The following is a 23,185-nucleotide window of genomic DNA, read 5'->3' as shown; positions in this document are numbered from 1 at the left end:
ATCATCGGCATCGCGGCCCCGCTCTACTGCTGCATTCTCCAGCCATGGCGCAGGCCAAAAGAAGCCCCGCGACCTGAAGGTCCACGGGGCTAAAGCTCGGTTGGATGCGCCAACCCAGGAAGTTATTGCCGGCCCTTATCGGCTGGCCCGTACCTGGGGCGACCAGCCCCCGCCCAGGGAGCGGAACAGGTCGACCAGGGCAATCTGCCGCTGCGTGCTGGCCTCGATGAACAGGGTCTCGTTGACGAAGCTGCTGCGCTGGGCGTCCAGATAACGCAGGTGACTGTCCACGCCCCCTTCATACCGGGCCTTGGCCAGCTTCAACGACTCGCTGCTGGTGTCGGCCAGGGCACGCCGGGCCGCCTCTTCCCGACGCAGGGTATCGGTGGCCGCCAGGGCGTCCGCCACTTCGCGAAACGCCGTCTGGACAGTGCCCTCGTACGCCGCCACGGCGGAGTCCTTGCGCGCTTCGGCGAGGCTCAAGCCGGCACTGTTGCGACCGGCGTCGAACAGCGGCAGGGACAAGTTCGGCACGAAGTTCCAGGAGCGCGAACCGCCGTCGAACAGGCCGGACATCTGCGCGCTTGAAGTGCCGAAGCTGCCCGTCAGGCTGATACGCGGGAAGAATGCCGCGCGCGCCGCGCCGATATCGGCGTTACGCGCCTGCAAGCGATGCTCGGCGGCGAGGATGTCCGGGCGCCGCTCGATCAGCGCCGAGGGGGTGCCCGGCGCGATGTCCTGGACCAGCATCGGTTCCTTGCGCACGCCTTGAGGTATCGACTTCGCCGCGTCCGCGGTGCCGAGCAGCAGCACCAGCGCGTTGAACGCCTGCTGCTTCTGCCGTTGATTGCTTTCCTCTTCGGCGCGGGACTGCTCCACCAGGCCCAGGGCCTCCTGATAATCCAGCGCGGTCGCGGTACCGGCCGAGCGGCGCTGGCTGATCAGGGCGAAAGAATACTCGCGGCTGACCAGGGTCTGTTGCGTCAGGTCCAGGCGGCGCTGGGCGCCATCGTGAATCAGGTAAGCCTGGCTGACCTCGGCGATCAGGGCGATCTGCGCGGCGCGCGCGGCTTCTTCGGTGGCCAGGTACTCCTGCAACGCGGCATCGCTGAGGCTCTTCACCCGGCCGAACAGGTCCAGTTCGTATTCCGGCAGCGACAGGCCCACTTGATAGCTGCTGACCACGCCCGACCTGCCGTTGTTGGACAGGTCGGCCGGTACTCTCTGTCGATTGCCCGCAGCACCGGCATTCAGGCCCGGCACCCGGTCGGCGCGCTGGATCCGGTACTGCGCCCGGGCCTGCTCGATGTCCAGGAGCGTCTGGCGCAGCGAGCGGTTGTTGTCCAGCGCGGTCGTGACCAGGCGGCGCAGGTCGGGGTCGACGATAAAGGTCTGCCAGACCAGCTCGTTGACCGCACTGCCCCGCTGACTGGCCTGGCCACTCCAGCTGTCGGCCACTGGTGCTACGGGACGTTCATAGGTCGGTGCCAGCGAACATCCGCCCAGCGCCATGGCGATCAGAAGCGTAGAAAAAGCTGAGATACGCATGGCATCACTCCTGGGCCAGGGCCGGTTGTTCGAGGGGAGCCGGCTTGCTGCGCAGCAACGACAGCACCCAGACAAAGCAGATCGGTACGAAGAGCACACCCAGCAAGGTTGCGCTGAGCATCCCGCCGATCACCCCGGTACCGATCGCGCGCTGACTGGCCGCGCCGGCACCGGTGGCCAGCGCCAGGGGCACTACGCCGAGAATGAAGGCCATGGACGTCATGATGATCGGCCGGAAACGCAGGCGGGCAGCTTCGATCGCCGCGTCGCGCAGGCTGTAGCCCTTCTCCCACAGTTCCTTGGCGAACTCGACGATGAGGATCGCGTTCTTCGCCGCCAGGCCGATGATGGTGATCAGGCCGACCTTGAAGTACACGTCGTTGGGCAGGCCCACCACCATGACCGCGAGCACCGCGCCAATCGCGCCAATCGGTACGATCAGCATCACCGTCAGAGGGATCGCCCAGCTCTCGTAAAGGGCCACCAGCAACAGGAACACCACCAGGATGGCGAGGGCGAACAGTTGCGTCGCCTGGCCGCTGGATACCTTCTCCTGATAGGACAGGCCGGTCCACTCGTAGCCGATACCGGCCGGCAACTGCGAGGCCAGGCGTTCGATTTCCGCCATGGCCTGGCCGGTACTGAAACCGGGCCCGGCATCGCCCACGATACGGATCGACGGATAGCCGTTGTAGCGCACCAGTTGTACCGGCCCCTCCTCCCACTGCGTGGTCACGAAGGCGCTGAGCGGCACCAGGTCGCCCTTGGCGTTGGGCACATACAGTTTGAGCACGCTCTCCGGAGTCATCCGCGCGCCCTGCTCGGCCTGGATCACCACGCGCTGCTGGCGCCCGGCGTTGGTGAAGTCATTGATCACGTCCGAGCCGAAAGCCGAGGACAGCGTGCTGCTGATGGTCTCGAAGTTCACACCCAGGGTGCGCGCCTTCTCGCGGTCGATCACCAGGCGCAACTGTGGCGCCTCGGCCAGGCCTTCCATCATCGCGTAGAGGAACTTGGGGTTGCCGTAGACCTGGCCAAGCAGCGTATCCCGGGCTTGCAGCAACGCCTCGCGGCCAAGGCCGCCACGGTCCATCAGGCGCAACGCGAAACCGCCGGAGTTACCCAGGCCGTCAATGGGCGGTGGCGACACGGCCATGATGGTACCGTCGCCAGGCACTGCGAAATGTTCGTTCAACGCGGCGATTTCCGCCTCGGCCGACTGTTGCGCACTGCGTTGCGACCAGTCCTTGAACGTCGGGAAGGCCAGCGCGGCGTTGTCACCCTGGCCGGAGAAGCTGAAGCCCGAGACCAGGAACACCGAGGCCACTGCCTCGCGGGACTTGAGGAAGCGCTCGAGTTCTTCACCGGTGGCGTCGGTCCGGGAGCGCGCCGCGCCGGGCGGCAGTTGCACGTCGACCACCATGTAGCCCAGGTCTTCCGAAGGCACGAAGGCTTCCGGCAGGCGCAGGTAGAAGTAGCCGAGTACCCCGATGATGCCGACGTACACCAGCATGAAGCGCGAGGTGCGCGCCACCAGCTTCGAGTTCAGGAACGAGTAGCGTTCGGTGGCGCGGGCGAAACCACGGTTGAAGGCGCCGAAGAAGCCGCGCTTCTCGTGGTGCCCCTCGGGAATCGGCTTGAGCAGCGTGGCGCACAGCGCCGGGGTGAACGTCAGCGCGAGGAAACCGGAGAACAGGATCGATACCGACAGCGATACCGAAAACTGCTGGTAGATGACCCCCACCGAACCGGCCATGAACGCCAGCGGCAGGAACACCGCCGACAGCACCAGGGTAATGCCGATGATGGCCCCGGAAACCTGTTGCATCGCCTTGATCGTGGCCTCGACCGGAGAGAGCCCCTCTTCCGCCATGATCCGTTCGACGTTCTCCACCACCACGATGGCGTCGTCCACCAGGATACCGATGGCCAGGACCATGCCGAACATGGTCATCATGTTCACCGAGAAGCCCAGCAGGTACATCACCAGCAACGTACCCAGCAGGCACACCGGCACCACGATCGACGGAATCAGCGTATAGCGCACGTTCTGCAGGAACAGGAACATCACCAGGAACACCAGGACCATCGCCTCGATCAAGGTATGGATCACCTTCTCGATGGCCACGTCGACGAAGCGCGAGGTGTCGTAGGGTACGGAATACTCCATGTCGTCGGGGAAGAATGCCGACAGCTCGGCGAGGCGCGCCTTCACCAGGGTCGCGGTCTCGATGGCGTTGGCGCCCGGCGACAGCTGGATCGCGCCGCCCACGGTCGGCTTGCCGTTCAGGCGCGAGGAAAGGTTGTAGCTCTCCTTGCCGACTTCCAGGCGCGCGACATCGGCCAGCTTCAGCAGGGAGCCGTCTTCGTTGGCGCGCAGCACGATCTGGCCGAATTCATCCGGGTTGTCCAGGGTGCCCTTGACCGCCAGCGTCGCGGTCAGTTCTTGTTGGGAGGTGCCCGGAGCGGCGCCGAAGGCACCGGCCGGCACCTGGACGTTCTGGCCACGAATGGCATTGCTCACGTCGTCGATGGACAGCCCGTAGCCCACCAGTTTCTGCGGGTCGATCCACACGCGCATGGCCGCTTCGGAGGAGAAGAACTGCAACTTGCCGACGCCGGGCAGGCGCCGCAGCTCGTTGTTGATGTTGCGCGCGGCGTAGTCACCCAGCGCCGTGGTATCGCCACGCTCAACACCTTCCTTGTAGCTGAGCGCGTAGATCAGCAGGAAGCCGGCACTGGACTGCTCGACCTGCAAGCCCTGGGTCAGCACGGCTTGCGGCATGCGCGCCTCGGCCTTCTTCAGGCGGTTTTGCACGTCCACCTGGGCCAGGTCCGGGTCGGTCCCGGGCTGGAACGTGACCACGATCTCGGCCACGCCGTTGGAGTTGTTGGTCGACTCGAAGTAGAGCAGGCCCTTGGCACCGTTGAGCGACTCCTCGAGCACGGTGGTGACCGAGTCCACCAACACCTTCGCCGAGGCGCCGGGATAGGTGGCGGTAATGGTGATCTGCGGCGGCGCGACGCTGGGGTACTGCGCCACCGGCAGCTTGGAAATGACCAGCAGGCCCGCCAGTGAAATGAACAGCGCCACGACCCAGGCGAAGTTCGGGCGCTTGATGAAGAATTGAGACATCGGAAAATCCTCGCGGCGAACTCGGCCTTACTGTTTCGACTCAGGCAACTGAGCCTGGGCCTGGGGCTGGCTAGGCGTGACCTTGGCACCGGGTTGCAGGCCGGCAAGACCACCGACAATGACCTGGTCCCCCGCCTTCAACCCTTCGCTGATCTGCCAGCGAGAACCTTGCATGGTGCCGGTGCGCACGACTCGTGCCTCGACCCGCTCGTCCGCGCCGACCACCAGCACCTGGGCGCTGCCATCGCTGGTGCGTTGCACCGCGCGCTGCGGCACGAGGATCGCCTGGTTATCCGTCCCCTGGGGGGTGCGCACACGCACGTACATGCCCGGCAACAGGGTGCCGTCGGTGTTGGCGAACTTGCCGCGCAGGACAATCTGGCCGGTGCCGCGATCCACCGCCACATCGGTGAACAGCAGCGAGCCCTGGCGCTCGAAAGGCGTGCCTTCGACGCGGATCGACAGCACCTTGTTGTCGTCGCCGGAAAGTTTTCCGTCCTTGAGCAACTCGCGCAGGCGCAGCGCGTCCGCCGCCGACTGAGTGAAGTCGACGTACACCGGGTCGAGCTGCTGGACCCGCGCCATCAACGTGGCGTCTCCCTGGCCGACCAGCGCCCCTTCGGTCACCAGGGCGCGACCGACACGACCGGAAATCGGCGCGGTGACCGAGGCATAACCCAGGTTCAGCCGGGCGCTTTCCAGGTCGGCCTGGGCCGAACGGGTCGCGGCCTGGGCACTGCGCAGGTCTGCGGTGGCGCTGTCGAAGTCCTGCTGGCTGACCGCCTCGATCTTCACCAGCGGTTCGTAGCGCTTGACCCGTGCCTGGGCCTCCTGCACCGCGGACTGGGCACGGGCCAGCTCGCCTTCGGCACGCGACACAGCGGCCTTGAGCGGCGCCGGATCGATCTGGAACAGCAGGTCGCCGGCCTTTACATCAGCCCCCTCCTCGAAACGTTTTTTCATGACGATCCCCGCCACCCGTGCACGCACTTCCGCCACGCGCATGGGCTCGACCCTGCCCGGCAGCTCCGAGGTCAGGGCCAGGGGTTCGGTCACCGCCGCTAGCACTTCTACCGGGCGTGCCACTTCGGCCACGCTCTCTTGTTCATTCGCCGGACCACATCCGGCCAGCGCAATGGCTGCTGCCAACGAGCCTGCCATCCCTATTGCACGCAAATTGCCCATAAATCACCCGAGGCTTGATTGAAAACGACTCGAATGCTACTTTCCAAATCCTAATGAGTCAACAATGACTCATATGAGCAATATTTGTCATATTTTAGAAACCTGGATAGTGCCCTGCACAGGTGCCCATCCGGAAAATCCATCCGAGGCTTGGTGATGACCCCGACTTCCCATGATGAACATCTGCTCAAGACGCTGACCTTGGCGGTGGTCAATCGACCGCGTGCCACCATGAAGGAGCTGGCGCAATTAGTGGGGGTCAGCAAGGCGACCCTGCACCGCTACTGCGGCACACGGGAAAACCTGGGGCAACGGCTGGAGGCGTATGCCGAGGGCACGCTCGAGCGGATCATCAAGAGCGCCGGGTTGCAGCACGCCGAGCCGCTGGACGCGCTACGCCGCTTGATCAGGGAACACCTCGCCCATCGTGAGCTGCTGGCGTTCCTGATGGCGCAATACCGCCCCGACTTCCTCGATTTCGAGCACGGCGACGCGCGCTGGCAGCCTTACCTCGAAGCGCTGGACGCGTTTTTCCTGCGCGGCCAGCAGCAAGGCGTGTTTCGTATCGACATTACCGCAGCGATCTTCAGTGAACTGTTCATCACCCTGATCTACGGCATGGTCGATGCCGAACAACGCGGGCGGGCGGCCAATGCCAACTCAGCCCACACACTGGAGCAGATGTTCTTGCATGGCGCCCTGTGTTCCGGCGCATCGAGCGATGCCTGCGCCCGAGCCGGAAACGGCGCTTCAGGTTTGAGTGCGAGCCCTCAGAAATGACCGAGCGCTTCGCTGATGCTGGCAACCGGTGGGTGCTTGGTTTGATGGTGAATCGTCTTGTTCGAAGGCTGAAACTGAAAATACACGGTGCCCGAAATCAGGGCGACCACCAGGAAAGCGGAGAAGAACCGGCGCATCGAATACCTCCATCATCCAGCCTCGGGCTGAACGCAGGTCTTTTGTTATTGGTCATTCGAGTCTGGTCGCGGACAGGGGCGAAAGCTTTGCAGATCGCGCCAGTTATTGTGCAAATCCTGCCAGGCGCGACTCGGGTCAGGCGCTCTGGCAACAGGCCGGCAGCCGCGCGGCTGGCCACCCCCGTGGCTCATTCGAGGGCTTGAGATGACGTCTACCGTCCGTGGCACCGCCCTGCTTGGGTTCACTGAGTTTGTCAGCAGCCTGGGGCTCGATCCGTACCAGGCCCTGGCCGAGGTCAAGCTGCCCGCAGACCCGTTACCCGGGCAGCTTTCCGGCCTGCAGTTCAATGCCTTGATCGAGCTCTGCGCAGAGCGCGCGAACAATCCCCTGTTCGGTCTGCAGTTCGGCCTGCGCCAGGGGCCGCAAGGGCTGGGACCGCTGTTGTACGCCATGCGCAGCACCGGCAACCTGGGGGAAGCCCTGAAGCTGCTGACCCATTATTTCCATGTCCATAGCGATGGCGCGCAAGTGCGTCTCGAACGCCAGGCTGGCAGCGCCCTGCTCTTGTATGACGTCACCGACGGAGCCCTGACTTCGGTGCGTCAGACCGTGGAGCTGGCCATGGGCGTGGCCGCGCACTTGCTGCACGACCTGCTGGGGCACGCCTGGAAGCCGCGGACCTTGATGTTGCGCCATTGCGCCGCCGCGGACCGTGGAGCCTACCGTGCTCTGCTGGGCGTGCTTCCGCGCTTCGACAGCCCGGTCAATGCCTGGGTATTCGATGAATCACTGCTGGCGACGCCCCTGGGCCCGACGGATGCCAGATGCCAGCAACTGGTCCAGCAGCATATCGACGAGCTGGCCCGGGTGACGCTGCAGGAGCTGCCGTCCTACGTGCAGAAACTGTTGCGCAGCCGGCTTGCCAGTGGCCAGGTGACGATACGCCAGGTCGCCGAGTACATGATGATCAGCCCGCGCACCCTGCAGCGCTATCTTCAGGCCCAAGGCACAGGCTTTCAGGAGCTGCTGGACAAGACGCGCCAGGCAATGGCCACGCGTTATATCTGCGACTCGTCGATCAGCCTGACGCAACTGGCCGGCCTGCTCGGCTACGCGGACCTGAGCGCCTTCTCCCGGGCCTTCCACCGCTGGAACGGCATGAGCCCGCAAAAGTGGAAGCAGCGTTTGCAATCCCCTTATCGGCAATAGAAGTGGCGAAACATGACGATCAATCCTTTCATTCGCGCACTCAGCCTTGCGGGTTTCGACAAATTCGCCGCCCGCCAGGGGCTGGATCCGACTCATATGTTGCGCTGCGCTTCCCTGCCGCCGGCATCCCTGCGCCGGCCGGAAGATATCCTGTCCTTCCGTCGCTACTGCGCGTTGCTGGAACTCTGCCAGCAGAGCTCCAGCAACGCGTTGTTCGGCCTGGAGTATGGGCTCTACCAGGGGATCGATGTCTTTGGCGATATTTTCTACCTGATCCACAACACCCGAACCGTCGGTGCTGCGCTGCTCGAACTGCGAGCCAACTACGCGTTTTACAACGGCGCGGCGCAGATTGGCCTGGATATCGTCGACGGCATGGCCTTCTTCAGCTATCGGGCCGGCGAACAGGCAGTTCCCGGACTGGCTCAGGCAGAAGAACTGGCCTGTGCTGTCGGCTTGCGGCTGATGCGCACCCTGGCAGGCGGTGACTGGCACCCCAAGGCGGTGCTGCTGCGCCACCCTCCCCTTGGCGCTGAGCCAGCCTATCGGCAGGCGCTGGGTATTACACCGACCTTCGCCGCTGCCCACACCGGGCTGCTATTCGACGCCTCGGTGCTGGCGCTGCCACTGAGTCTTGCCGATGAAACCCTGCACCAACTGATGGCTGAACATCTGAGCGGCATGGAACGCCTGGCCGCAGACGAAATGCCAGGCTACGTCAGGCAATTGCTGCGCAACCTGCTGCCCAGCGGTCGGGCCACGATCGAGCGGGTTGCCGATTGCATGGCGATAAACCCACGCACACTGCAGCGCCGCCTGGCGCAGGAAGGCACCTCCTTCCAGCGACTGCTGGATGAAACCCGCCAGGGAATGGTGCACAACTACCTGAAAATCCCCTCGATCAGCATGACCCACGTGGCGCAACTGCTCGGCTACGCAGACGTCAGCACCTTTTCCCGAGCATTCAATCGCTGGTTCGGCATGTCCCCGCTGGAATGCCAGAAGCAGTTGGGGTTACGCAGACAGCCATTTCTGCTTCAGAGCCGGTTGAATGATCGGCAAAGCCGACTGTGAACAGTACTTTTTCCCCATTATGAATCAATAACTTACGAGCAGCGATAACGCGACAACTGCAGAATTACTCCATAGTCAGCTGACGAATGGTGAAATTTCAGCAAGCGTTTAAGAAAAACAGCATCAACAAACTTCAGTGAAAGGCTCCTCGCGACTTAAGGCAGGTAGAAAGAAGTGACTAAAATTCAGCATTCAAAGGGTGTAAATCAGTGATTGACCATGTGAGTTTTTCCACCTTTCAGCTGCAGCCTTGTCGAATTCTATATAAAAATCAGAAACTTGAATTAATTACACTTTACTTCTGACGCTCACATTTGAAGCCAGGCCCAGGCCTCGATTCACTCTGCCGCAGCTCGTGCCTGCACCTCAACGATGTAATCCAGGACGAACGGATCCTGAGAACCTTGCGCCTTGTAATAGCCAAATTCCTGGTGGGAATACAGCGGTTGGGAAATCGTCGGCTGCCTCATAAGCGGCCAGTGGTAATTATTGACGGGCCTGGTGCGTGGCTTGCGTGGTGAGCGCGCACCAGAGCCTAAAGATCGAGCCGGAGAATACCAAACTCAAGAAGTTGCTGGCCGAGGCCCACCTGCACATCGAAGTACTGAAGGTGGGCTTTGGGTAACCGCAGGCCAAGTCGCCAAGATGGTCAAGTAGCCTACCGACAGAGCTCTTTGTATTGATTCACGTTGGAAACTGCAGAGCTTAGTGCTGTTGTTTTGTATTGATAGTAGCGGATTGCATCTGCCTGAGCGGGTCCAACATTACCGAAATATTCTTCCCAGGCGTTACTCTTAGTTAGCAAGTCAGAGAGCATGGTGCTTAGGTCGTTTGCCGTCCAAACTGTCTTGTAGCCTTTAATCTCGCCAGGGGCTGGATTGATATGTTTGACATACTTATCCACCGAGTACCCATACTCGTCGCCCTTTTTATGCTCGTAAGCCATAAAGACCGTATACACTGTCCCGACTGACTGCTTGTACCAAGGGATAACGACAAAGTGATGAACCGCTGATCCCGTAATAAGAAAGTGCCAAACAGCTGTCTGTGAGTGATCGCCACGAAACAAAAGTGCTTGTTCGATTTGGTACTTCATGCTCGCATTATTTTCAATGACATCATTTCCAACATCATCTTGCACCTTCCCGTAAACAGCGCAGCTCATTTGAGCTGGCACACCAGGACAATTCTTCAATTCCATGAGTGTTGGGTTGTTGTTTATAGCCCTAATCAGATCTTCCCCTGTCATGTCTCTTGGCTCCTGCCCGGATATTTAACACGTATTTGGAAATAATTAAGATCACTGTCCTTGGTGAATATAGCTTTGATCCACCCTTTATCAAATTCATCCAGTGGGTGAAGAAAGATGTCAATGGTGATCCGTGCCATGCCACTTTTCTAAAACTAGCTGCTGCACCACCCTCCCCTTATCGATGCTGGCGTTGCCCTGCGGTCGGGCCACGCTCGAAACCACGAGAGGACGGCGATGGCGTCCTCTCTTCTAGCGGGTTCGCCTGCTACATCAGTTCCGCTGTTTCGGCTTGCCTCTGATTGACAGGAATGATCTTGAACCAGATGGAGTACATCGCCGGCAGGAACACCAGCGTCATGATGGTGCCGACAAATGTACCGCCGATCAGTGTGTAGGCCAGGGTCCCCCAGAAGACGGAGTGCGTCAGGGGGATGAACGCCAGGATGGCTGCCAACGCTGTCAGCAATACCGGGCGGGCACGCTGTACCGTGGCTTCGATCACTGCGTGGAGCGGATCCAGTCCTTCTTGTGCGTTGTGATGGATTTGCCCGATCAGAATCAGCGTATTACGCATCAGGATGCCTGAAAGTGCGATCAGGCCGACCAGGGCGTTGATCCCGAACGGTTGCTGGAAGATCAGCAACGTCGGCACCACGCCAATCAATCCCAGCGGCGCGGTGAGGAACACCATGATCATCGCCGAGACCGAGCGTACCTGCAGGATGATGATCAGCAGCGTGACGGCAATCATGATCGGGAGCAGCGGCAAGATCGCCTGGCCAGCCTTGCCCGACTCCTCGATGGCCCCCGCCTGCTCGATACGATACCCGGCAGGCAAGGTATCGATGACCGGCTGCAGCTCCTTCATGATCACGCTCGAAACGTCCGGTGGCTGCAAGCCTTCGGCAATGTCGCCGCGCACGGTAATGGTCGGGGTGCGGTCACGACGCCGAAGGATCGGATCCTCCATGCGCACATCCACCTCTCCAACCTGGGACAGAGGGATACGCTGACCCGCCGCTCCCACCAATGTGAAGCCTTCAATCCGGGCGGGGTCGAGCCGGATGTCACCCGCGGCGCGACCCACCACCTGCACTGAACGAATATCTTCACGAACCGCCGTGATCGGCACTCCGGCCAGCAGGAACTGCAACTGCTGGGCGACTGCATTGGATGTCAGGCCAACCGCCTGCAAGCGATCCTGATCCAGGCTGAAATGCAGCGTCGGCGTCAGTGGTCCCCAGTCGCGGTTGACCGTCCTCATCATCGGGCTCGCTTGCATGACCTCTTGTACCCGGCCGGCAATCTCGCGCAGCTTCATCGGGTCAGGCCCCATTACCCTGTAGGCCACGGGGAATGGCGAATACGGACCAAACACCAACTGCGTAACCCTGACCCGCGCTTGCGGGGCAAGCCCTTCAGCAATGGCCTCGCGCAGACGGAACTTGAGGGCCTCGCGCGCCTCCTGGCTGTCCGTCAACACCACGATCTTGGCGAACGAGGGATCGGGGAGCTCCGGCGCCATCGCCAGGTAGAAGCGCGGCGCGCCTTGCCCGATATAGGCCGTGACAATTTTTGCTTCATCCTGCTTGTGCAGCCAGGCCTCGACCTTTGCGGCAGTGGCGCTGGTCTGCTCGATGGAGGTTCCATAGGGCATTTGCACTTCGACCAGCACCTCGGGACGGTCCGAGGTGGGGAAAAACTGCTTCTTGACCAGGCTCATGCCGAGAATCGCCACGACAAACGCCGCGATAACCGTGCCGGCCACCAGCCATTTGCGGGCGATGACCCGCGTCAGAATCCGGCGAAAGCGATTGTAATTAGGGGTGTCGTAGATGGCCGCATGGCCACCTTCGACCGGCTTGATGTCTGGCAACATTTTCACCCCCAGATAGGGGGTAAAGGCCACCGCGACGACCCAGGAGGCGATCAGGGCGATGCCCACGATCCAGAACATGTTGCTGGTGTACTCGCCGGCGGTGGACTGGGCGAAGCCGTTGGGCAAAAAGCCGATGGCGGTCACCAGCGTACCGGAGAGCATCGGCGCGGCCGTATGACTCCAGGCATACGCGGAGGCTTTGATGCGGTCGTAGCCCTCCTCCATTTTCACCACCATCATCTCGATGGCAATGATGGCGTCATCCACCAGCAGGCCAAGCGCCAGAATCAGCGACCCGAGGGTAATACGGTCAAAGTTCTTGCCCGTGGCCGCCATCACCACAAACACCACGGCCAGCGTCAACGGCACAGCGGCGGCCACCACAATACCTACATGCCAGCCCATGCTGAGAAAGCAGACAAGCATCACAACCAACAGGGCGACGAAGAACTTGACCATGAACTCGTCGACGGCCGAGCTGATGTTCACAGACTGATCGGTGACCTTGGTCAGCGTCATGCCCAGCGGCATGCCTTCATTGATTTTGCTCGTCTCGGCGTCCAGCGCCTTGCCCAGGTCCAGGCCGTTCCAGCCGTCTCGCATCACGACGCCCAACAACAGAGCCTCTTCCCCGTTATTACGCACAAGGAAGGTTGCTGGATCTTCATAGCCCCGTTCGACAGTTGCCACATCAGAGAGTTTGAGCGTGCGCCCCTGGACCACAATCGGAGTGTCACGAATCTTCTGCACCTTATCGAAGGCGCCGTCGAGACGAAGGAAGACCTGCGGCCCGTCGGTTTCAATCGAGCCGGCAGGCGTGAGCGCGTTCTGATTGTTCAGCGCGGCAAAAATATCCTGGGCAGAGACGCCCAGCGTGGCCAGCCGATCATGGGAGAAGGAGACAAAGATGCGTTCGGCCTGCTCGCCGATGATGTTGACCTTCTTCACGCCGGGCACGTGCAGCAGGCGCTGGCGCAACGACTCCGCATCACGCACCAACAGTCGTTGCGGCTCGCCTTTGGCTTTCAAGGCGAAAAGCGCAAATGTCACGTCTGAGAACTCATCGTTGACCATCGGGCCAATGACACCCGCCGGTAGCTTGATGGCCTCGTCGTCGAGCTTTTTACGCGCCTGATAGAACTCTTCCTGCACTTGCGAGGGCGGCGTGCTGTCAAGCAACGACACCATCGTGAACGCGAGACCTGGACGCGTGTAGGTTTCCGTGCGGTCGTACCATTTCAGTTCCTGCAGACGTTTTTCCAGGGGCTCTGCGACCTGGTCCTGCATCTCCTGCGCCGTGGCGCCCGGCCACGCGGTAATGACCGTCAGCTGCTTGACCGTAAACGGCGGATCTTCCGCCCGCCCCAGCTTGAAGAACGCCAGGGTGCCAGCAACAGCGATCAGGAAGATCAGGAATACCGTGATCGAACGTTCGCGAACGGCGATCGCCGAGAGATTGAAGCGCCCCTGGCTCATGGATGGCTCCCGGCAACGTTGACGTCACCCTGTTGAGCCAGTCTCACCTCCTCCCCCTCGCGCAGTAGATGCGCGCCCAAGGCCACAATCCGCTCGCCGGCCTTGAGATCGCCGGCAACTTGCGCTGCGTCGTCGCTCAAGCCCAGGACCCGGACAGGTCGCCAGGCCACCTTCGCCGGTGTGCCAGCAATGACCCACACGCCAGTGCCCTGGCCCGGGTCATGAATGGCGGCGATCGGCACTTGCAGCACCTGTCCATTGGCGCTGCCCTCGGCGATCCGCAGGGTGACGGTCGAACCCAAGGGCGCATTGGCCAGCGCGCCCTCAAGCACATACCGCGCCTCGAAGGTGCGTGTCATCCGGTCGGCCGAGTCTGAAAGCAACCTCAGCTTCGCTGTAACAGCCTCCGTGGTGTTGCCATACAGCGTCGCCTGCGCGGTGGATCCCGCTGCCGGGCGTAGCGTCTCGGGCAGGTGCACGATGGCTTCGCGCTGCCCTGCCCGCGCCAGTCGCACCACGGGCTGCCCCGGGCTGACGACTTGCCCGGGCTCGGCCAGCGTCTCCACCACCACGCCATCGGAATCGGCAAACAGCACCGCATAACCAGAAGCATTGCGGGCTACGTCAGCCTGCGCTTCAGCGGCGCTGAGCTGCGCCTTTGCGGTATCGGCTGCGGCTTTGACCTGGTCATAGGCCGATGCAGAAATAGCCCCCGCGGCGACCAGGTCGCGATAGCGCGCCTCGTCATCGGCTGTCTGCTTGGCTCGGGCCCGAGCGGCGATGACCGCCTCTTGCTGCGCTCGCGCCTGCAATCCCAGGTCGATTGGGTCGAGACGCATGAGCGGTTGACCCCGCTTGACGGTCTGGCCCGTGTCGACCAAGCGCTCAAGTATCTTGCCCGATACCCGAAAACCCAGGTCGCCCTGGACGCGGGCCGCCACGACGCCAGTGAAAGAGCGTGAAACACCGGACGCCCCCTGCACCGCAGAGGACCTCACCAGAGGGGCCTGCGTGCGTGGATCTTCAACGGTGGATGAGTCGCCACACGCCGTCAGGACTAGAGGCAACAGGCAAGCGGCAATGGGGACAGGTCGGAGCCGGCGCATAGGTTCCCTTACTTGAACAATAGGACATGCAGCACATTCTCAGTATTGTGACCATATCTGTCAATGGTCACACACTGTGACGTCTCAGAACTATCCAGGCTCATGGGAAAATCGCCGTATTTATTGAGCAAACTTTATAATCTGATCAAAGTGTGCTGATTGACAGGATGTGACCATAACGTAATATGGTCACAAATATCCTCGATTTAAGGAGCCTCAATGCCTCCCCTCCGCCCCATTGCTCTTTGGGTAAGCGCCAGCTTGATGGCGGGCTGCGCAGTCGGTCCGGACTATCAACGTCCGCATCCTCCTCTTCTGGATCGTTACCTGGGCCAGTCTGCCGTCGAGCAGAGGCCTGTGGCGACGCCGGCCAGTCTTGTGGCCTGGTGGGAAGGTTTTGGTGATCCCGTGCTGACCGACTTCGTCTCCAAGGCGCTTGAACAGAACCTGGATCTGGCGCAGGCATCGGCGCGAGTCACGCAGGCTCGGGCAGGACTGGGTGCCGCAAATGCCGCCTTGCTGCCCTCGGGGAACATCAGTGGCCAGGCCGCGCGTTCCTACCAATCGATCGAGACCCCGCTCGGCCAGGTGTTGAACTCAACGCCTGGCTATGATCGGTATGGAAACTCCTACGAGGTTAACCTCGGTGCGGGCTGGGAAGTCGACGTCTTTGGCGGCCTGCGGCGCGGACGCGAAGCCGCACTCGCCGAGTACCAGGCGTCCGAGGCGGGCGCCGCCGCCACACGACTGGCCGTCGCCGCGCAGACCGCCGATATCTACATCACCCTCCGCGGATTGCAGGCCCGGCTGGACATTGCCAACCGCCAAGTCAAAACGCAGCAGGAGCTGCTAGAGAAAGTCCGCTTGCTTTACGGCAAGGGCCTCGCTGCCAACTATCAGGTTCAGCAGACCGAGGGCGCGCTATCGCAGGTCCAGGCGACCGTGCCGGTCCTGCAGACCGGACTGGATGCTGCCATGAATGCACTGGATGTCATGCTCGGTACACCGCCCGGCACTCATCGCGCGCAACTGGCCAATGCAGGGAGCATTCCTCTTGCGCCGCAGATAAAGGCCACGGGAACGCCGGCCGATCTGCTACGCCGCAGGCCCGATCTCATCGTCGCCGAGCGCCAGCTTGCGGCTTCCAACGCGCGCATCGGGGTGGCGATTGCCGAGTACTACCCGAAATTCTCCCTCAGCGCATTGCTGGGTAGCGCCACGGTGGTATCCGGCGGCAATCTTTTCACCGGCGGCGCCAATCAGTCGGCGGGCGTGTTGGGCCTGCGCTGGAGACTGTTCGACTTTGGCCGCATAAACGCTCAAATCGATCAAGCCAAGGGCCAGGAAGCGCAAGCACTGGCCGCTTACCGCCAGTCCGTACTGCGCGCCACCGAGGATGTCGAGAATGCCTTTTCCGCCCTGGTGAACCGGGAAGTCCAGGCAACCACCCTGACCGAAGGCGAAGCCTCCCTGACGCAGGCTCGCCAATCGTCGTTCATCGCCTACCAGAAAGGCACGGCCAGCCTGATCGATGTCCTGCACGCCGACGAAACGATGCTGCAGGCTTCCGATGCCCGAGCGCAGGCGCGAACGGAATCGGCACGGGCGGCGGTCGCAGCGTTCAAGGCCCTCGGTGGTGGCTGGCAACCTCCTGACACACGGTCCGTGGCGACTCGATGACTTGACCAGGCGACGCGGCGCTTTATGCACACACGCGACTACCCGTTCGAGAGCGGGCTTCGCGTGACCGGTTGGCGAGCATTGATCTGCGTCGCTCTGATTGCGCGGCGGTCAGCTGCCCAAACGATTCCATAAACCAACCAGAGAACAGCGATATGAAAGCGAGCGAGAATTCCTGGGTGCTCATCACCGGCGCCTCAAGCGGATTTGGCGAGGAGTTTGCCCGGCAATACGCAGCACAAGGGAAATCACTGGTCCTGGTGGCGCGCAGGCTGAGCAGGCTCGAAGCGCTATCGACAGAGTTGCGCGAACGTTTCGGCGTTGAGGTCATCGTCGAGCAAGTAGACCTGTCCTCGATCCCGGCGGTTATCGATCTGCACAAGCGACTAAGCGAACGCAACATCGTGATCGATGTGCTGATCAACAACGCGGGTCATGGGTTGCAGGGCCCCTTCCTGGAACAGCCCCTGGACAACTCCCTGGCCATGATCGATCTGGATATCGCCAGCTTGACGGCCCTGACACGCCTCTTCGCGGCAGACATGCGAACCCGGCAACGTGGCCACATCCTGATGGTCGCCAGCCTGCTGTCTTTTCAGGGCGTGAAGAATTTCGCCGTCTACTCTGCGGCGAAGGCTTATGTGCTTCGTTTCTCCGACGCGCTTCATCGTGAACTCAAAAGCGCTGGCGTCATCGTGACCGCCCTTTGTCCTGGGATGTCGGACACCGGCTTTGCACAAAGCGCCAAGCAGAAAATCACGCCGGCCTTGAAAAGCGTCATGATGCAGCCCGAGCCCGTTGTGCGTGCAGGAATCCGTGCGTTGCAAGCCGGACGTATGAGTGTCGTGCCAGGTTTTGGCAACAAGGCTATCACCGTCTTGACCTGGGCCACGCCACGCCGATTTCATCAGGAGCTCATGTCGCGCGTCATGGGCGTGTGAGTGGCGACGAAGCGGCTTCCCCGAGGGAAATATGCTTTAAAAGGCCGGGAAGTAACCTGCACTCCCGGCCGGCCCCTTATCGTAGAACGGTGCCCTATCCTAGAAACGATAGCTAACGGAAGTGCCGAGCCCGCTCGCGCTGTTCTTGTACTTGGCACTGTATGCGCCCCGGGTCGCGGAGGTACCGTTGACCTGCACGCTCTCCTCCCACAGATAGGAATAAGCGACATCGATCGTGACATTGTCCGCCGGAGTCCAGCCAGCCCCGAAGCTGATAACTGTCCGGTCGCCTGTTGGAATACGGGGTCCACGATGGGTGTTGTTGGCGGGCGACTGGTCGACTGACAAGCCGGCACGAAGTACCCAGCGATCGTTCAGCTTGTACGCCGTACCGATAGCGTGGGCCCACGTATCGTGCCAGTCCTGTTCTTCGGTAACCGTGCCCAGCGAGCCGCTCAATAAAGGAGGCAAGCCCGTGTTCTCGATGGTTAATTCCTTGAAGCGACTCCAGCGGGTCCAGGTGCTCCCCAGATAGAGCGTCCAGTCATTACTGAGCTGATGAGTTACCGAGAAGTCCACCGACTCCGGCGTATCCACATCCAGCGAAGCGTCATAGCTGCGGCCGCTCACCCCCAACACGCTAAAGATGCCGTCGGTGACCTTGGTCTTGGCATCCAGGTGGTAACTGACCTTGGAATGGTAGGTCAATCCGAGGCGAGTTCGATCGGTAGCCTGTACCAGAATGCCGGCGTTGAAACCCAGGGCCGTATCGTCGCCATTGCTTTTGAGTTTTCCGTCGTTGCGACCAGGGCTGAGCGGATTGGGCACCATCCCGGACAACTCGCCGCTGATACGGTTGATGGTGGGACCGAACCCGATCGAAACGGTGTCGTTAAAGGCATAGCTGATGGTGGGCTGGAAGGTGAATGTCGTGACCTCGCTTTTGTTAGCGTAGTAACGCCCTGCAAAGCCGCTGCCATAATCGGTCATCAGGCCGAAAGGCACATAAAACCCGACACCGAATGCCCAGTGCTCATCAATGGGTTTGACGTAGTAGCCCATAGGTACCGTAGTCGTGGGCACCATGTCGCCGTCTTCCTGGCCTGCGAATGTACTGCGGGTCTGGCTGATGTCGGACTTCGCGAAAAGCGCCGCCGCCCCTACGCTGACCTGTTCTCTTTTCAAGCGTGACATACCCGCCGGATTGCCGAACACCGTGCTCGCATCTTCAGCGGAGGAGGAACGACCGGCAAATCCAGAGCCCATCCCGCTGATGCTCTGTTCATTGAGAGCGAAGCCGCTCGCAGACACATAAGAAGACGCGAGCGCAACAGCGAGCCCAAGTGGGCTCATGAGCAATATTTTTTTCATTATTAGAACTCTAGGGTTATCACCGGGATAAAACAGCAGAAGCAACGGACGCATACTTATCCATGTGACTATTTCAGTCAATAGTCACATAACAGATAAATAAATGCCCTTCGACGGTTGGAGGAAGGGCAAAGTGAAAAACCTATTGGGCAATACCTCGCCCAGAGCAGCAGGCGTTCGAGCGTTAGCCGAAGATCAAGGCATGAGGCTGCGCAAGATGAGATTGGAGGTGAGCGTGGGCGCCTCTTCGACAAAATCGAGGTTGTACTGCAGCAGTAGAGGATTGACGAATGGCCGCAGAGCAAGATGTATCGCGTCTACCGTCTCGTCCAGGGGAGTCTTGCGTTCAAACTCACCGACCTCTCGCCCTTCACGCACAATCTGCAAAATGAATTGCTTGATCTGTGCTTCATAAACTTGCGAACTGGACCAGCGCTCCGACACAGAAAACGCTGCGATGTCATAGAGTTTACGATCGTTGAAGAACAGGTTCACACCTGTGGCGATCACCGTTTTGACCAGGCGCCGAAAGCGCTCCGTTGCCGAAAGGGTCTCTCCACTGATGGCCTGTTCAACAGCCGCAACGATTTCTGCCAGGCAATTTGTGCAGATGGCTTCACCGATCGCCTGCTTGGAATCAAAAAACTTGTAGATATAGGCTTTGGAAAAACCGATGGCTTTCGCCAGGTCGGAGACCGTGGTTTTGCCATAGCCGTACTGACTGAAGTGCTCGTTGGCCGCCGCGACAATCTGGTTTCGAATGTCGTGATCGGCTGGGCCACGGGCGCTGGGCGGAGATATCGATGGCTGATTCATGGGAACAGCTTACTCACCCTATTGCGGACTGACAACTTGTGACCGACAAGATATCCAGTCACAAAACCATCGTTCCGAACGCCTTTCCGGGGCAACTGGAAAAACTCCGGCTGAACCTGCTCTCAGTACAGTTCTCATAAAGCGAGGCCGGTATTCACCGGCCTCCTCGTCAGTCATGTTTGACCAGATTGAGCGCCGGCAAAGGCCCTCCGGGAAATTGCGCGAGTTGCCCTTGTTGCAAGTCGCCCAAGTCGATGCCATGGAACCCCAGTTGCTGGATCAGCTCGCTGACCTGCTGCTTGGCGTGCGCATGCTCTCCAGAGACAAACAACACGCGCTTGCCCCCTTCGGCGTTCGGGTTGGCCAGCAGATTCGGCGATAGATGGTTGAAGGCCTTGACCACGTGGGCGCCGGGTAGCATTTGCGCCACGACCTGGGTGGAAGGTTGGCCTCCCAGGTCAAAGGGCTTGAACAGCGGCGCTTCAATCGGGTTGTTGGTATCCACCACAATCCTTCCTTCCCAGGGTCCCAGCCCAGCCAGTGCCGATGGAATCTTCGACCAGTTCACCGCCAGGAACACCAGGTCTGCAGTAGCCGCTTGCTCGGCGGTAACGGCTTGAGCCTTGGGCCCCAGTTCGGCGATCAGCGATGTGAGGCTTTCAGGGCCACGGCTGTTGGCGATGCTCACGTCCAGGCCAGCCTTCGTCAGTAACCTGGCGATCGCGCTGCCTATGGCGCCTGCTCCAATGATGCTGATACTCATGTTCATGTCTGGCTCCTCAGGCGGTGAAGCCGCCGTCGATCATCAATTCGGCACCGGTGACGAAACTGGCTTCGGGGCTGGCCAGATAGGCCACTGCGCTGGCGATGTCCCGCCCTTCCCCGTAGCGTCCCACGGCGATATTGGGGCGTACGAAGTCCGCCACCGGCCCCTCGGCGGGGTTCATGTCGCTGTCGGTCGGCCCGGGGTGGACGGTATTCACGGTGATGCCGCGGGGTCCCAGGTCTCGCACCAGGCCTCGGCTGAAGCCCGCCACGGCGCCCTTGGTCAGGGTATAGGCGGAGGCGGTGGCGAAAGCCGCGTATTGCACCATGGAGCTGCCGATATGAATGATTCGCCCCCCCTGCCCCATGTGCTTGAGCGCCTCCTGGGTGGCCACGAAAACACCGGTGACATTTACCGCGAGGATGCGCTGGAAGTCCTCGAAAGCGATGTCTTCCGGCGCACCGAGCACACTGATGCCGGCGTTGTTGACCAGGATATCGACCTTGCCGAATAACGTGGCGACCTGCTGGACCGCGGCGCGTACAGCCTCGGGATCTCCAGCGTCGGCCGCCAGCGAAATAGCTCGACCGCCGGCAGCGGTGATCGCCTCGACCAGGGCCGCGGCACGATCAGGCGAGGCGTTGTAGGTAATGGCGACAGCGGCGCCGTCCGCGGCCAGGCGTTGGGCAATGGCCGCTCCGATACTGCGTGAGCCGCCGGTGACGATGGCGATCTTGCCAGAGAGAGGAAGCGTGACAGGGTTCATGGTGTGAGCCTCGAGTGGTGGTTGGTGAGGCTATGAAACGCTTTTCTTTTTCCATCAAGTAGTAGGGAGTGACTAGAATCACTTTCAACGTTTGCTTGAAGGTATCGATCATGGAAACCCTGGCCAATCTGCAATCTTTCGTTCGCAGCGCAGAGGCAGGCAGTTTCTCTGCCGCCGCGCGGCGCCTGGGTATCACGCCGGCCGCGGTGAGCAGGAATGTCGCCCAACTGGAAGCCAACCTGGGGGTACGCCTGTTTCAACGCAGCACTCGCCGACTGACCTTGACCGAGGCTGGGGAGCGTTTTCTGGCTAACGTCGAGGGTGGGCTGGAGACTGTCCAGGCGGCGATTGCCGACGTAACCAGCAACGCCGGAGAACCGGCTGGGGTGCTGCGTATTTCCGCGGCGCCCGCTTTTGGCCGCGACTACCTGCTGCCGTTGATGCCGCAGTTCATGAAGCGATATCCGGCGGTGGTTCCCGAGTGGCACTTCGACAATCGCCAGGTGGAGCTGATCGCCGATGGATTTGACGTCGCCATCGGCGGCGGCATCGAGCTTTCGCCCGGGGTGATCGCCCGGGATCTGTCACCGGCGCATTTGGTGCTCGTGGCATCGCCGGACTGTCTGTCCAGGCACCCTCCTGTACGTCGTCCCGAGCAGTTGAATGACCTTGAGCATCTGGCCATGCGCTCGCTACAAAGCGGCAAGGTCCGCGGCTGGACACTGCAAGGCCCCAAGGAACAGCGTGCGGCACTGGAGTTGCGCCCACGGTTGCTGGTCAACGACCCACAAGCACTTTGCCAGAGCGCGCTCATGGGACTGGGCGTCGCGCTATTGGCGATTCCCGATGTGCTTGACCATCTGCAAAGTGGCGCCCTTGAACGGGTACTGCCGGACTGGTATGTCGATGCGGGGCCCATCTCGCTGTACTTCGCGGGGCAGAAACTGCTGCCGGCCAAGACGCGGGTCTTCGTGGACATGCTGGTGAGTCATGCCCGCGAGCAGCAATGGGCGAAACGCTTTGATGCGCGAGGCTAACGACGTCGCAAAGCCAGACTCAAGCCTCGCCAGCGCACGGCATTATTGCCTTCAAGGTCCAAATGAATTCCATTGGCGGTGGTTTATCGTCAAGGCACACATCAATAGAGTGTCCGGACATTAACTCGGGCGACTGAAACAACACGCCTCTGACACCGCCCAGGTCGATTGCGCGACACATCCTGGCGATGCCCTTCTTCCCCGATCCCGGATGTTGCCGGGTGTTTGGAGTACTGCAATGAAAACACGTACCTTCCTTATCACCGGTGCCAGCAAAGGCATCGGGCGCGCACTCGCGGCCCAGTTGTTCCAAGCAGGCCACCAGGTGGTCGGCATCGCTCGCGACAGCAACGATCCACACTTTCCCGGCACCCTCATTTCCCTCGATCTGGACAATCGGGAACAAACCGAAAGAACGCTGGCGGCGCTCGTTTCACGTTATGACTTCGATGGCTTGATCAATAACGTTGGCCTGGTGCGCCCGCAGGCATTGGGCGATATACATCTGGATGACTTTGACGAGGTCATGCGAATCAACCTGCATAGCGCCTTGCAGGCAACGCAAGCATTGCTGCCGGGCATGCGCAATCGAGGCTGGGGAAGGATCGTCAACATTTCCAGCTTGACCATTCTGGGGATCGCGCACCGTACCGCCTATGCCGCGGCAAAAGCCGCACTGGTCAGTTTCACGCGGTCCTGGGCACTGGAATTGGCAACCACCGGGATCACCGTCAACGCCATTGCTCCAGGCCCCACGGAAACCGAGTTGTTCCGCGCCGGGAATCCGCCCGGCAGCGACGGCGAAGCTCGTTATCTGGCGAGCGTTCCCATGGGCAGGCTCGGTCAGCCGGATGAAATCGCGGCGGCCATCGCCTTTCTGTTATCGGAGCAGAGCGGTTTTATCACCGGCCAGACATTGTTTGTCGATGGCGGAGCGTCCATCGGTAAGTCGACGTTCTAACGACAACACCTGCGGCTCAGCACCTTTTCAAGCAATTGCCCAGATCTGGTTGCAGTGTTCGAGC

18 protein-coding genes are annotated in these 23,185 nt (G+C 61.0%); 7 read left to right on the top strand and 11 right to left on the bottom strand.

Going from position 1 to position 23,185, the window contains the following annotated elements; all coding sequences use genetic code 11:
* Window positions 1-135: 135 nt before the first annotated feature.
* Genes BM019_RS15540 through BM019_RS15530 form a run of 3 tightly spaced genes read right to left on the bottom strand, consistent with a single transcriptional unit; the run spans window position 136 to window position 5,869 of the window.
* Window positions 136-1,548 carry an efflux transporter outer membrane subunit gene (locus tag BM019_RS15540; protein ID WP_092418810.1) on the bottom strand — a complete coding sequence of 471 codons (1,413 nt, stop codon included), beginning with the start codon at window positions 1,546-1,548 and terminating at the stop codon, window positions 136-138.
* A 4-nt stretch (window positions 1,549-1,552) separates the two neighbouring features.
* Window positions 1,553-4,684 carry an efflux RND transporter permease subunit gene (locus BM019_RS15535; protein WP_092418809.1) on the bottom strand — a complete coding sequence of 1,044 codons (3,132 nt, stop codon included), beginning with the start codon at window positions 4,682-4,684 and terminating at the stop codon, window positions 1,553-1,555.
* A 27-nt stretch (window positions 4,685-4,711) separates the two neighbouring features.
* The gene (locus tag BM019_RS15530; RefSeq protein WP_092418808.1) at window positions 4,712-5,869 is read right to left on the bottom strand and encodes a MexC family multidrug efflux RND transporter periplasmic adaptor subunit; all 1,158 of its coding nucleotides are present in this window, start codon (window positions 5,867-5,869) and stop codon (window positions 4,712-4,714) included.
* A gap of 156 nt (window positions 5,870-6,025) precedes the next feature.
* Here BM019_RS15530 and BM019_RS15525 point away from each other — a divergent pair, with 156 nt between their 5' ends.
* Complete coding sequence (locus BM019_RS15525; protein WP_239691077.1) at window positions 6,026-6,649, top strand: TetR/AcrR family transcriptional regulator; 624 nt, start codon at window positions 6,026-6,028, stop codon at window positions 6,647-6,649.
* Here BM019_RS15525 and BM019_RS30810 read toward each other — a convergent pair.
* Window positions 6,640-6,786 carry a hypothetical protein gene (locus tag BM019_RS30810; RefSeq protein WP_175510657.1) on the bottom strand — a complete coding sequence of 49 codons (147 nt, stop codon included), beginning with the start codon at window positions 6,784-6,786 and terminating at the stop codon, window positions 6,640-6,642. The two genes, BM019_RS15525 and BM019_RS30810, sit on opposite strands and share 10 nt — an antisense overlap.
* A 205-nt stretch (window positions 6,787-6,991) precedes the next feature.
* Between BM019_RS30810 and BM019_RS15520 the strand changes: the two genes are divergently transcribed.
* Window positions 6,992-7,996, top strand: coding sequence for an AraC-like transcriptional regulator QhpR (locus tag BM019_RS15520; RefSeq protein WP_092418807.1), 1,005 nt, complete (start codon window positions 6,992-6,994; stop codon window positions 7,994-7,996).
* Between the two features lie 12 nt (window positions 7,997-8,008).
* Window positions 8,009-9,070: an AraC family transcriptional regulator gene (locus BM019_RS15515; RefSeq protein WP_092418806.1), complete on the top strand. Its 1,062-nt coding sequence runs from the start codon at window positions 8,009-8,011 to the stop codon at window positions 9,068-9,070.
* A 658-nt stretch (window positions 9,071-9,728) separates the two neighbouring features.
* Here the strand turns inward: BM019_RS15515 and BM019_RS15510 are convergent.
* The 3 genes from BM019_RS15510 to BM019_RS15500 all read right to left on the bottom strand — a co-directional run bounded on the left by BM019_RS15510 (window position 9,729) and on the right by BM019_RS15500 (window position 14,783).
* Window positions 9,729-10,319, bottom strand: coding sequence for a hypothetical protein (locus BM019_RS15510; RefSeq protein WP_037004713.1), 591 nt, complete (start codon window positions 10,317-10,319; stop codon window positions 9,729-9,731).
* Between the two features lie 268 nt (window positions 10,320-10,587).
* Window positions 10,588-13,677 carry an efflux RND transporter permease subunit gene (locus BM019_RS15505; RefSeq protein WP_092418805.1) on the bottom strand — a complete coding sequence of 1,030 codons (3,090 nt, stop codon included), beginning with the start codon at window positions 13,675-13,677 and terminating at the stop codon, window positions 10,588-10,590.
* Window positions 13,674-14,783, bottom strand: a complete 1,110-nt coding sequence (locus tag BM019_RS15500) for an efflux RND transporter periplasmic adaptor subunit (RefSeq protein ID WP_092418804.1) — start codon at window positions 14,781-14,783, stop codon at window positions 13,674-13,676. Before BM019_RS15500 ends, BM019_RS15505 begins: the two co-directional genes overlap by 4 nt.
* Before the next feature lie 219 nt (window positions 14,784-15,002).
* On the opposite strand from BM019_RS15500, the gene BM019_RS15495 reads away from it, so the two are divergent.
* On the top strand, window positions 15,003-16,463 hold the full coding sequence (locus BM019_RS15495; protein WP_092418803.1) for an efflux transporter outer membrane subunit: 1,461 nt from the start codon (window positions 15,003-15,005) through the stop codon (window positions 16,461-16,463).
* 155 nt (window positions 16,464-16,618) lie between these two features.
* Window positions 16,619-17,404: an SDR family NAD(P)-dependent oxidoreductase gene (locus BM019_RS15490; RefSeq protein WP_092418802.1), complete on the top strand. Its 786-nt coding sequence runs from the start codon at window positions 16,619-16,621 to the stop codon at window positions 17,402-17,404.
* Between the two features lie 99 nt (window positions 17,405-17,503).
* Here BM019_RS15490 and BM019_RS15485 read toward each other — a convergent pair whose 3' ends face one another.
* The 4 genes from BM019_RS15485 to BM019_RS15470 form a co-directional block, all read right to left on the bottom strand.
* A complete protein-coding gene (locus BM019_RS15485) occupies window positions 17,504-18,775 on the bottom strand; it encodes an OmpP1/FadL family transporter (RefSeq protein WP_009043872.1) in 1,272 nt (423 codons plus the stop codon).
* 195 nt (window positions 18,776-18,970) lie between these two features.
* Entirely contained in the window at window positions 18,971-19,591 is a 621-nt protein-coding gene (locus tag BM019_RS15480; RefSeq protein ID WP_092418801.1) for a TetR/AcrR family transcriptional regulator, read from the bottom strand.
* A 169-nt stretch (window positions 19,592-19,760) separates the two neighbouring features.
* The gene (locus tag BM019_RS15475; RefSeq protein WP_239691086.1) at window positions 19,761-20,354 is read right to left on the bottom strand and encodes an NADPH-dependent F420 reductase; all 594 of its coding nucleotides are present in this window, start codon (window positions 20,352-20,354) and stop codon (window positions 19,761-19,763) included.
* A gap of 16 nt (window positions 20,355-20,370) precedes the next feature.
* Window positions 20,371-21,123 carry a 3-oxoacyl-ACP reductase family protein gene (locus BM019_RS15470; RefSeq protein WP_092418799.1) on the bottom strand — a complete coding sequence of 251 codons (753 nt, stop codon included), beginning with the start codon at window positions 21,121-21,123 and terminating at the stop codon, window positions 20,371-20,373.
* A 110-nt stretch (window positions 21,124-21,233) separates the two neighbouring features.
* On the opposite strand from BM019_RS15470, the gene BM019_RS15465 reads away from it, so the two are divergent.
* Together BM019_RS15465 and BM019_RS15460 are read left to right on the top strand one after the other, a co-directional pair.
* Complete coding sequence (locus BM019_RS15465; protein ID WP_092418798.1) at window positions 21,234-22,160, top strand: LysR family transcriptional regulator; 927 nt, start codon at window positions 21,234-21,236, stop codon at window positions 22,158-22,160.
* 238 nt (window positions 22,161-22,398) lie between these two features.
* The gene (locus BM019_RS15460) at window positions 22,399-23,121 is read left to right on the top strand and encodes an SDR family oxidoreductase (protein ID WP_092418797.1); all 723 of its coding nucleotides are present in this window, start codon (window positions 22,399-22,401) and stop codon (window positions 23,119-23,121) included.
* The last annotated feature ends 64 nt before the right edge of the window (window positions 23,122-23,185 follow it).

Source organism: Pseudomonas sp. NFPP07 (assembly GCF_900115645.1).
In the GTDB taxonomy this organism is placed as follows: domain Bacteria; phylum Pseudomonadota; class Gammaproteobacteria; order Pseudomonadales; family Pseudomonadaceae; genus Aquipseudomonas; species Aquipseudomonas chlororaphis.
This window is presented reverse-complemented; position numbering and strand designations above follow the sequence as displayed.

Bases quoted from the DNA above. Each gene is read 5' to 3' on its own strand.
- BM019_RS15540 (WP_092418810.1), bottom strand. From the start codon at position 1,548: ATGCGTATCTCAGCTTTTTCTACGCTTCTGATCGCCATGGCGCTGGGC.
- BM019_RS15535 (WP_092418809.1), bottom strand. From the start codon at position 4,684: ATGTCTCAATTCTTCATCAAGCGCCCGAACTTCGCCTGGGTCGTGGCG.
- BM019_RS15530 (WP_092418808.1), bottom strand. From the start codon at position 5,869: ATGGGCAATTTGCGTGCAATAGGGATGGCAGGCTCGTTGGCAGCAGCC.
- BM019_RS15525 (WP_239691077.1), top strand. From the start codon at position 6,026: ATGACCCCGACTTCCCATGATGAACATCTGCTCAAGACGCTGACCTTG.
- BM019_RS30810 (WP_175510657.1), bottom strand. From the start codon at position 6,786: ATGCGCCGGTTCTTCTCCGCTTTCCTGGTGGTCGCCCTGATTTCGGGC.
- BM019_RS15520 (WP_092418807.1), top strand. From the start codon at position 6,992: ATGACGTCTACCGTCCGTGGCACCGCCCTGCTTGGGTTCACTGAGTTT.
- BM019_RS15515 (WP_092418806.1), top strand. From the start codon at position 8,009: ATGACGATCAATCCTTTCATTCGCGCACTCAGCCTTGCGGGTTTCGAC.
- BM019_RS15510 (WP_037004713.1), bottom strand. From the start codon at position 10,319: ATGACAGGGGAAGATCTGATTAGGGCTATAAACAACAACCCAACACTC.
- BM019_RS15505 (WP_092418805.1), bottom strand. From the start codon at position 13,677: ATGAGCCAGGGGCGCTTCAATCTCTCGGCGATCGCCGTTCGCGAACGT.
- BM019_RS15500 (WP_092418804.1), bottom strand. From the start codon at position 14,783: ATGCGCCGGCTCCGACCTGTCCCCATTGCCGCTTGCCTGTTGCCTCTA.
- BM019_RS15495 (WP_092418803.1), top strand. From the start codon at position 15,003: ATGCCTCCCCTCCGCCCCATTGCTCTTTGGGTAAGCGCCAGCTTGATG.
- BM019_RS15490 (WP_092418802.1), top strand. From the start codon at position 16,619: ATGAAAGCGAGCGAGAATTCCTGGGTGCTCATCACCGGCGCCTCAAGC.
- BM019_RS15485 (WP_009043872.1), bottom strand. From the start codon at position 18,775: ATGAAAAAAATATTGCTCATGAGCCCACTTGGGCTCGCTGTTGCGCTC.
- BM019_RS15480 (WP_092418801.1), bottom strand. From the start codon at position 19,591: ATGAATCAGCCATCGATATCTCCGCCCAGCGCCCGTGGCCCAGCCGAT.
- BM019_RS15475 (WP_239691086.1), bottom strand. From the start codon at position 20,354: ATGAGTATCAGCATCATTGGAGCAGGCGCCATAGGCAGCGCGATCGCC.
- BM019_RS15470 (WP_092418799.1), bottom strand. From the start codon at position 21,123: ATGAACCCTGTCACGCTTCCTCTCTCTGGCAAGATCGCCATCGTCACC.
- BM019_RS15465 (WP_092418798.1), top strand. From the start codon at position 21,234: ATGGAAACCCTGGCCAATCTGCAATCTTTCGTTCGCAGCGCAGAGGCA.
- BM019_RS15460 (WP_092418797.1), top strand. From the start codon at position 22,399: ATGAAAACACGTACCTTCCTTATCACCGGTGCCAGCAAAGGCATCGGG.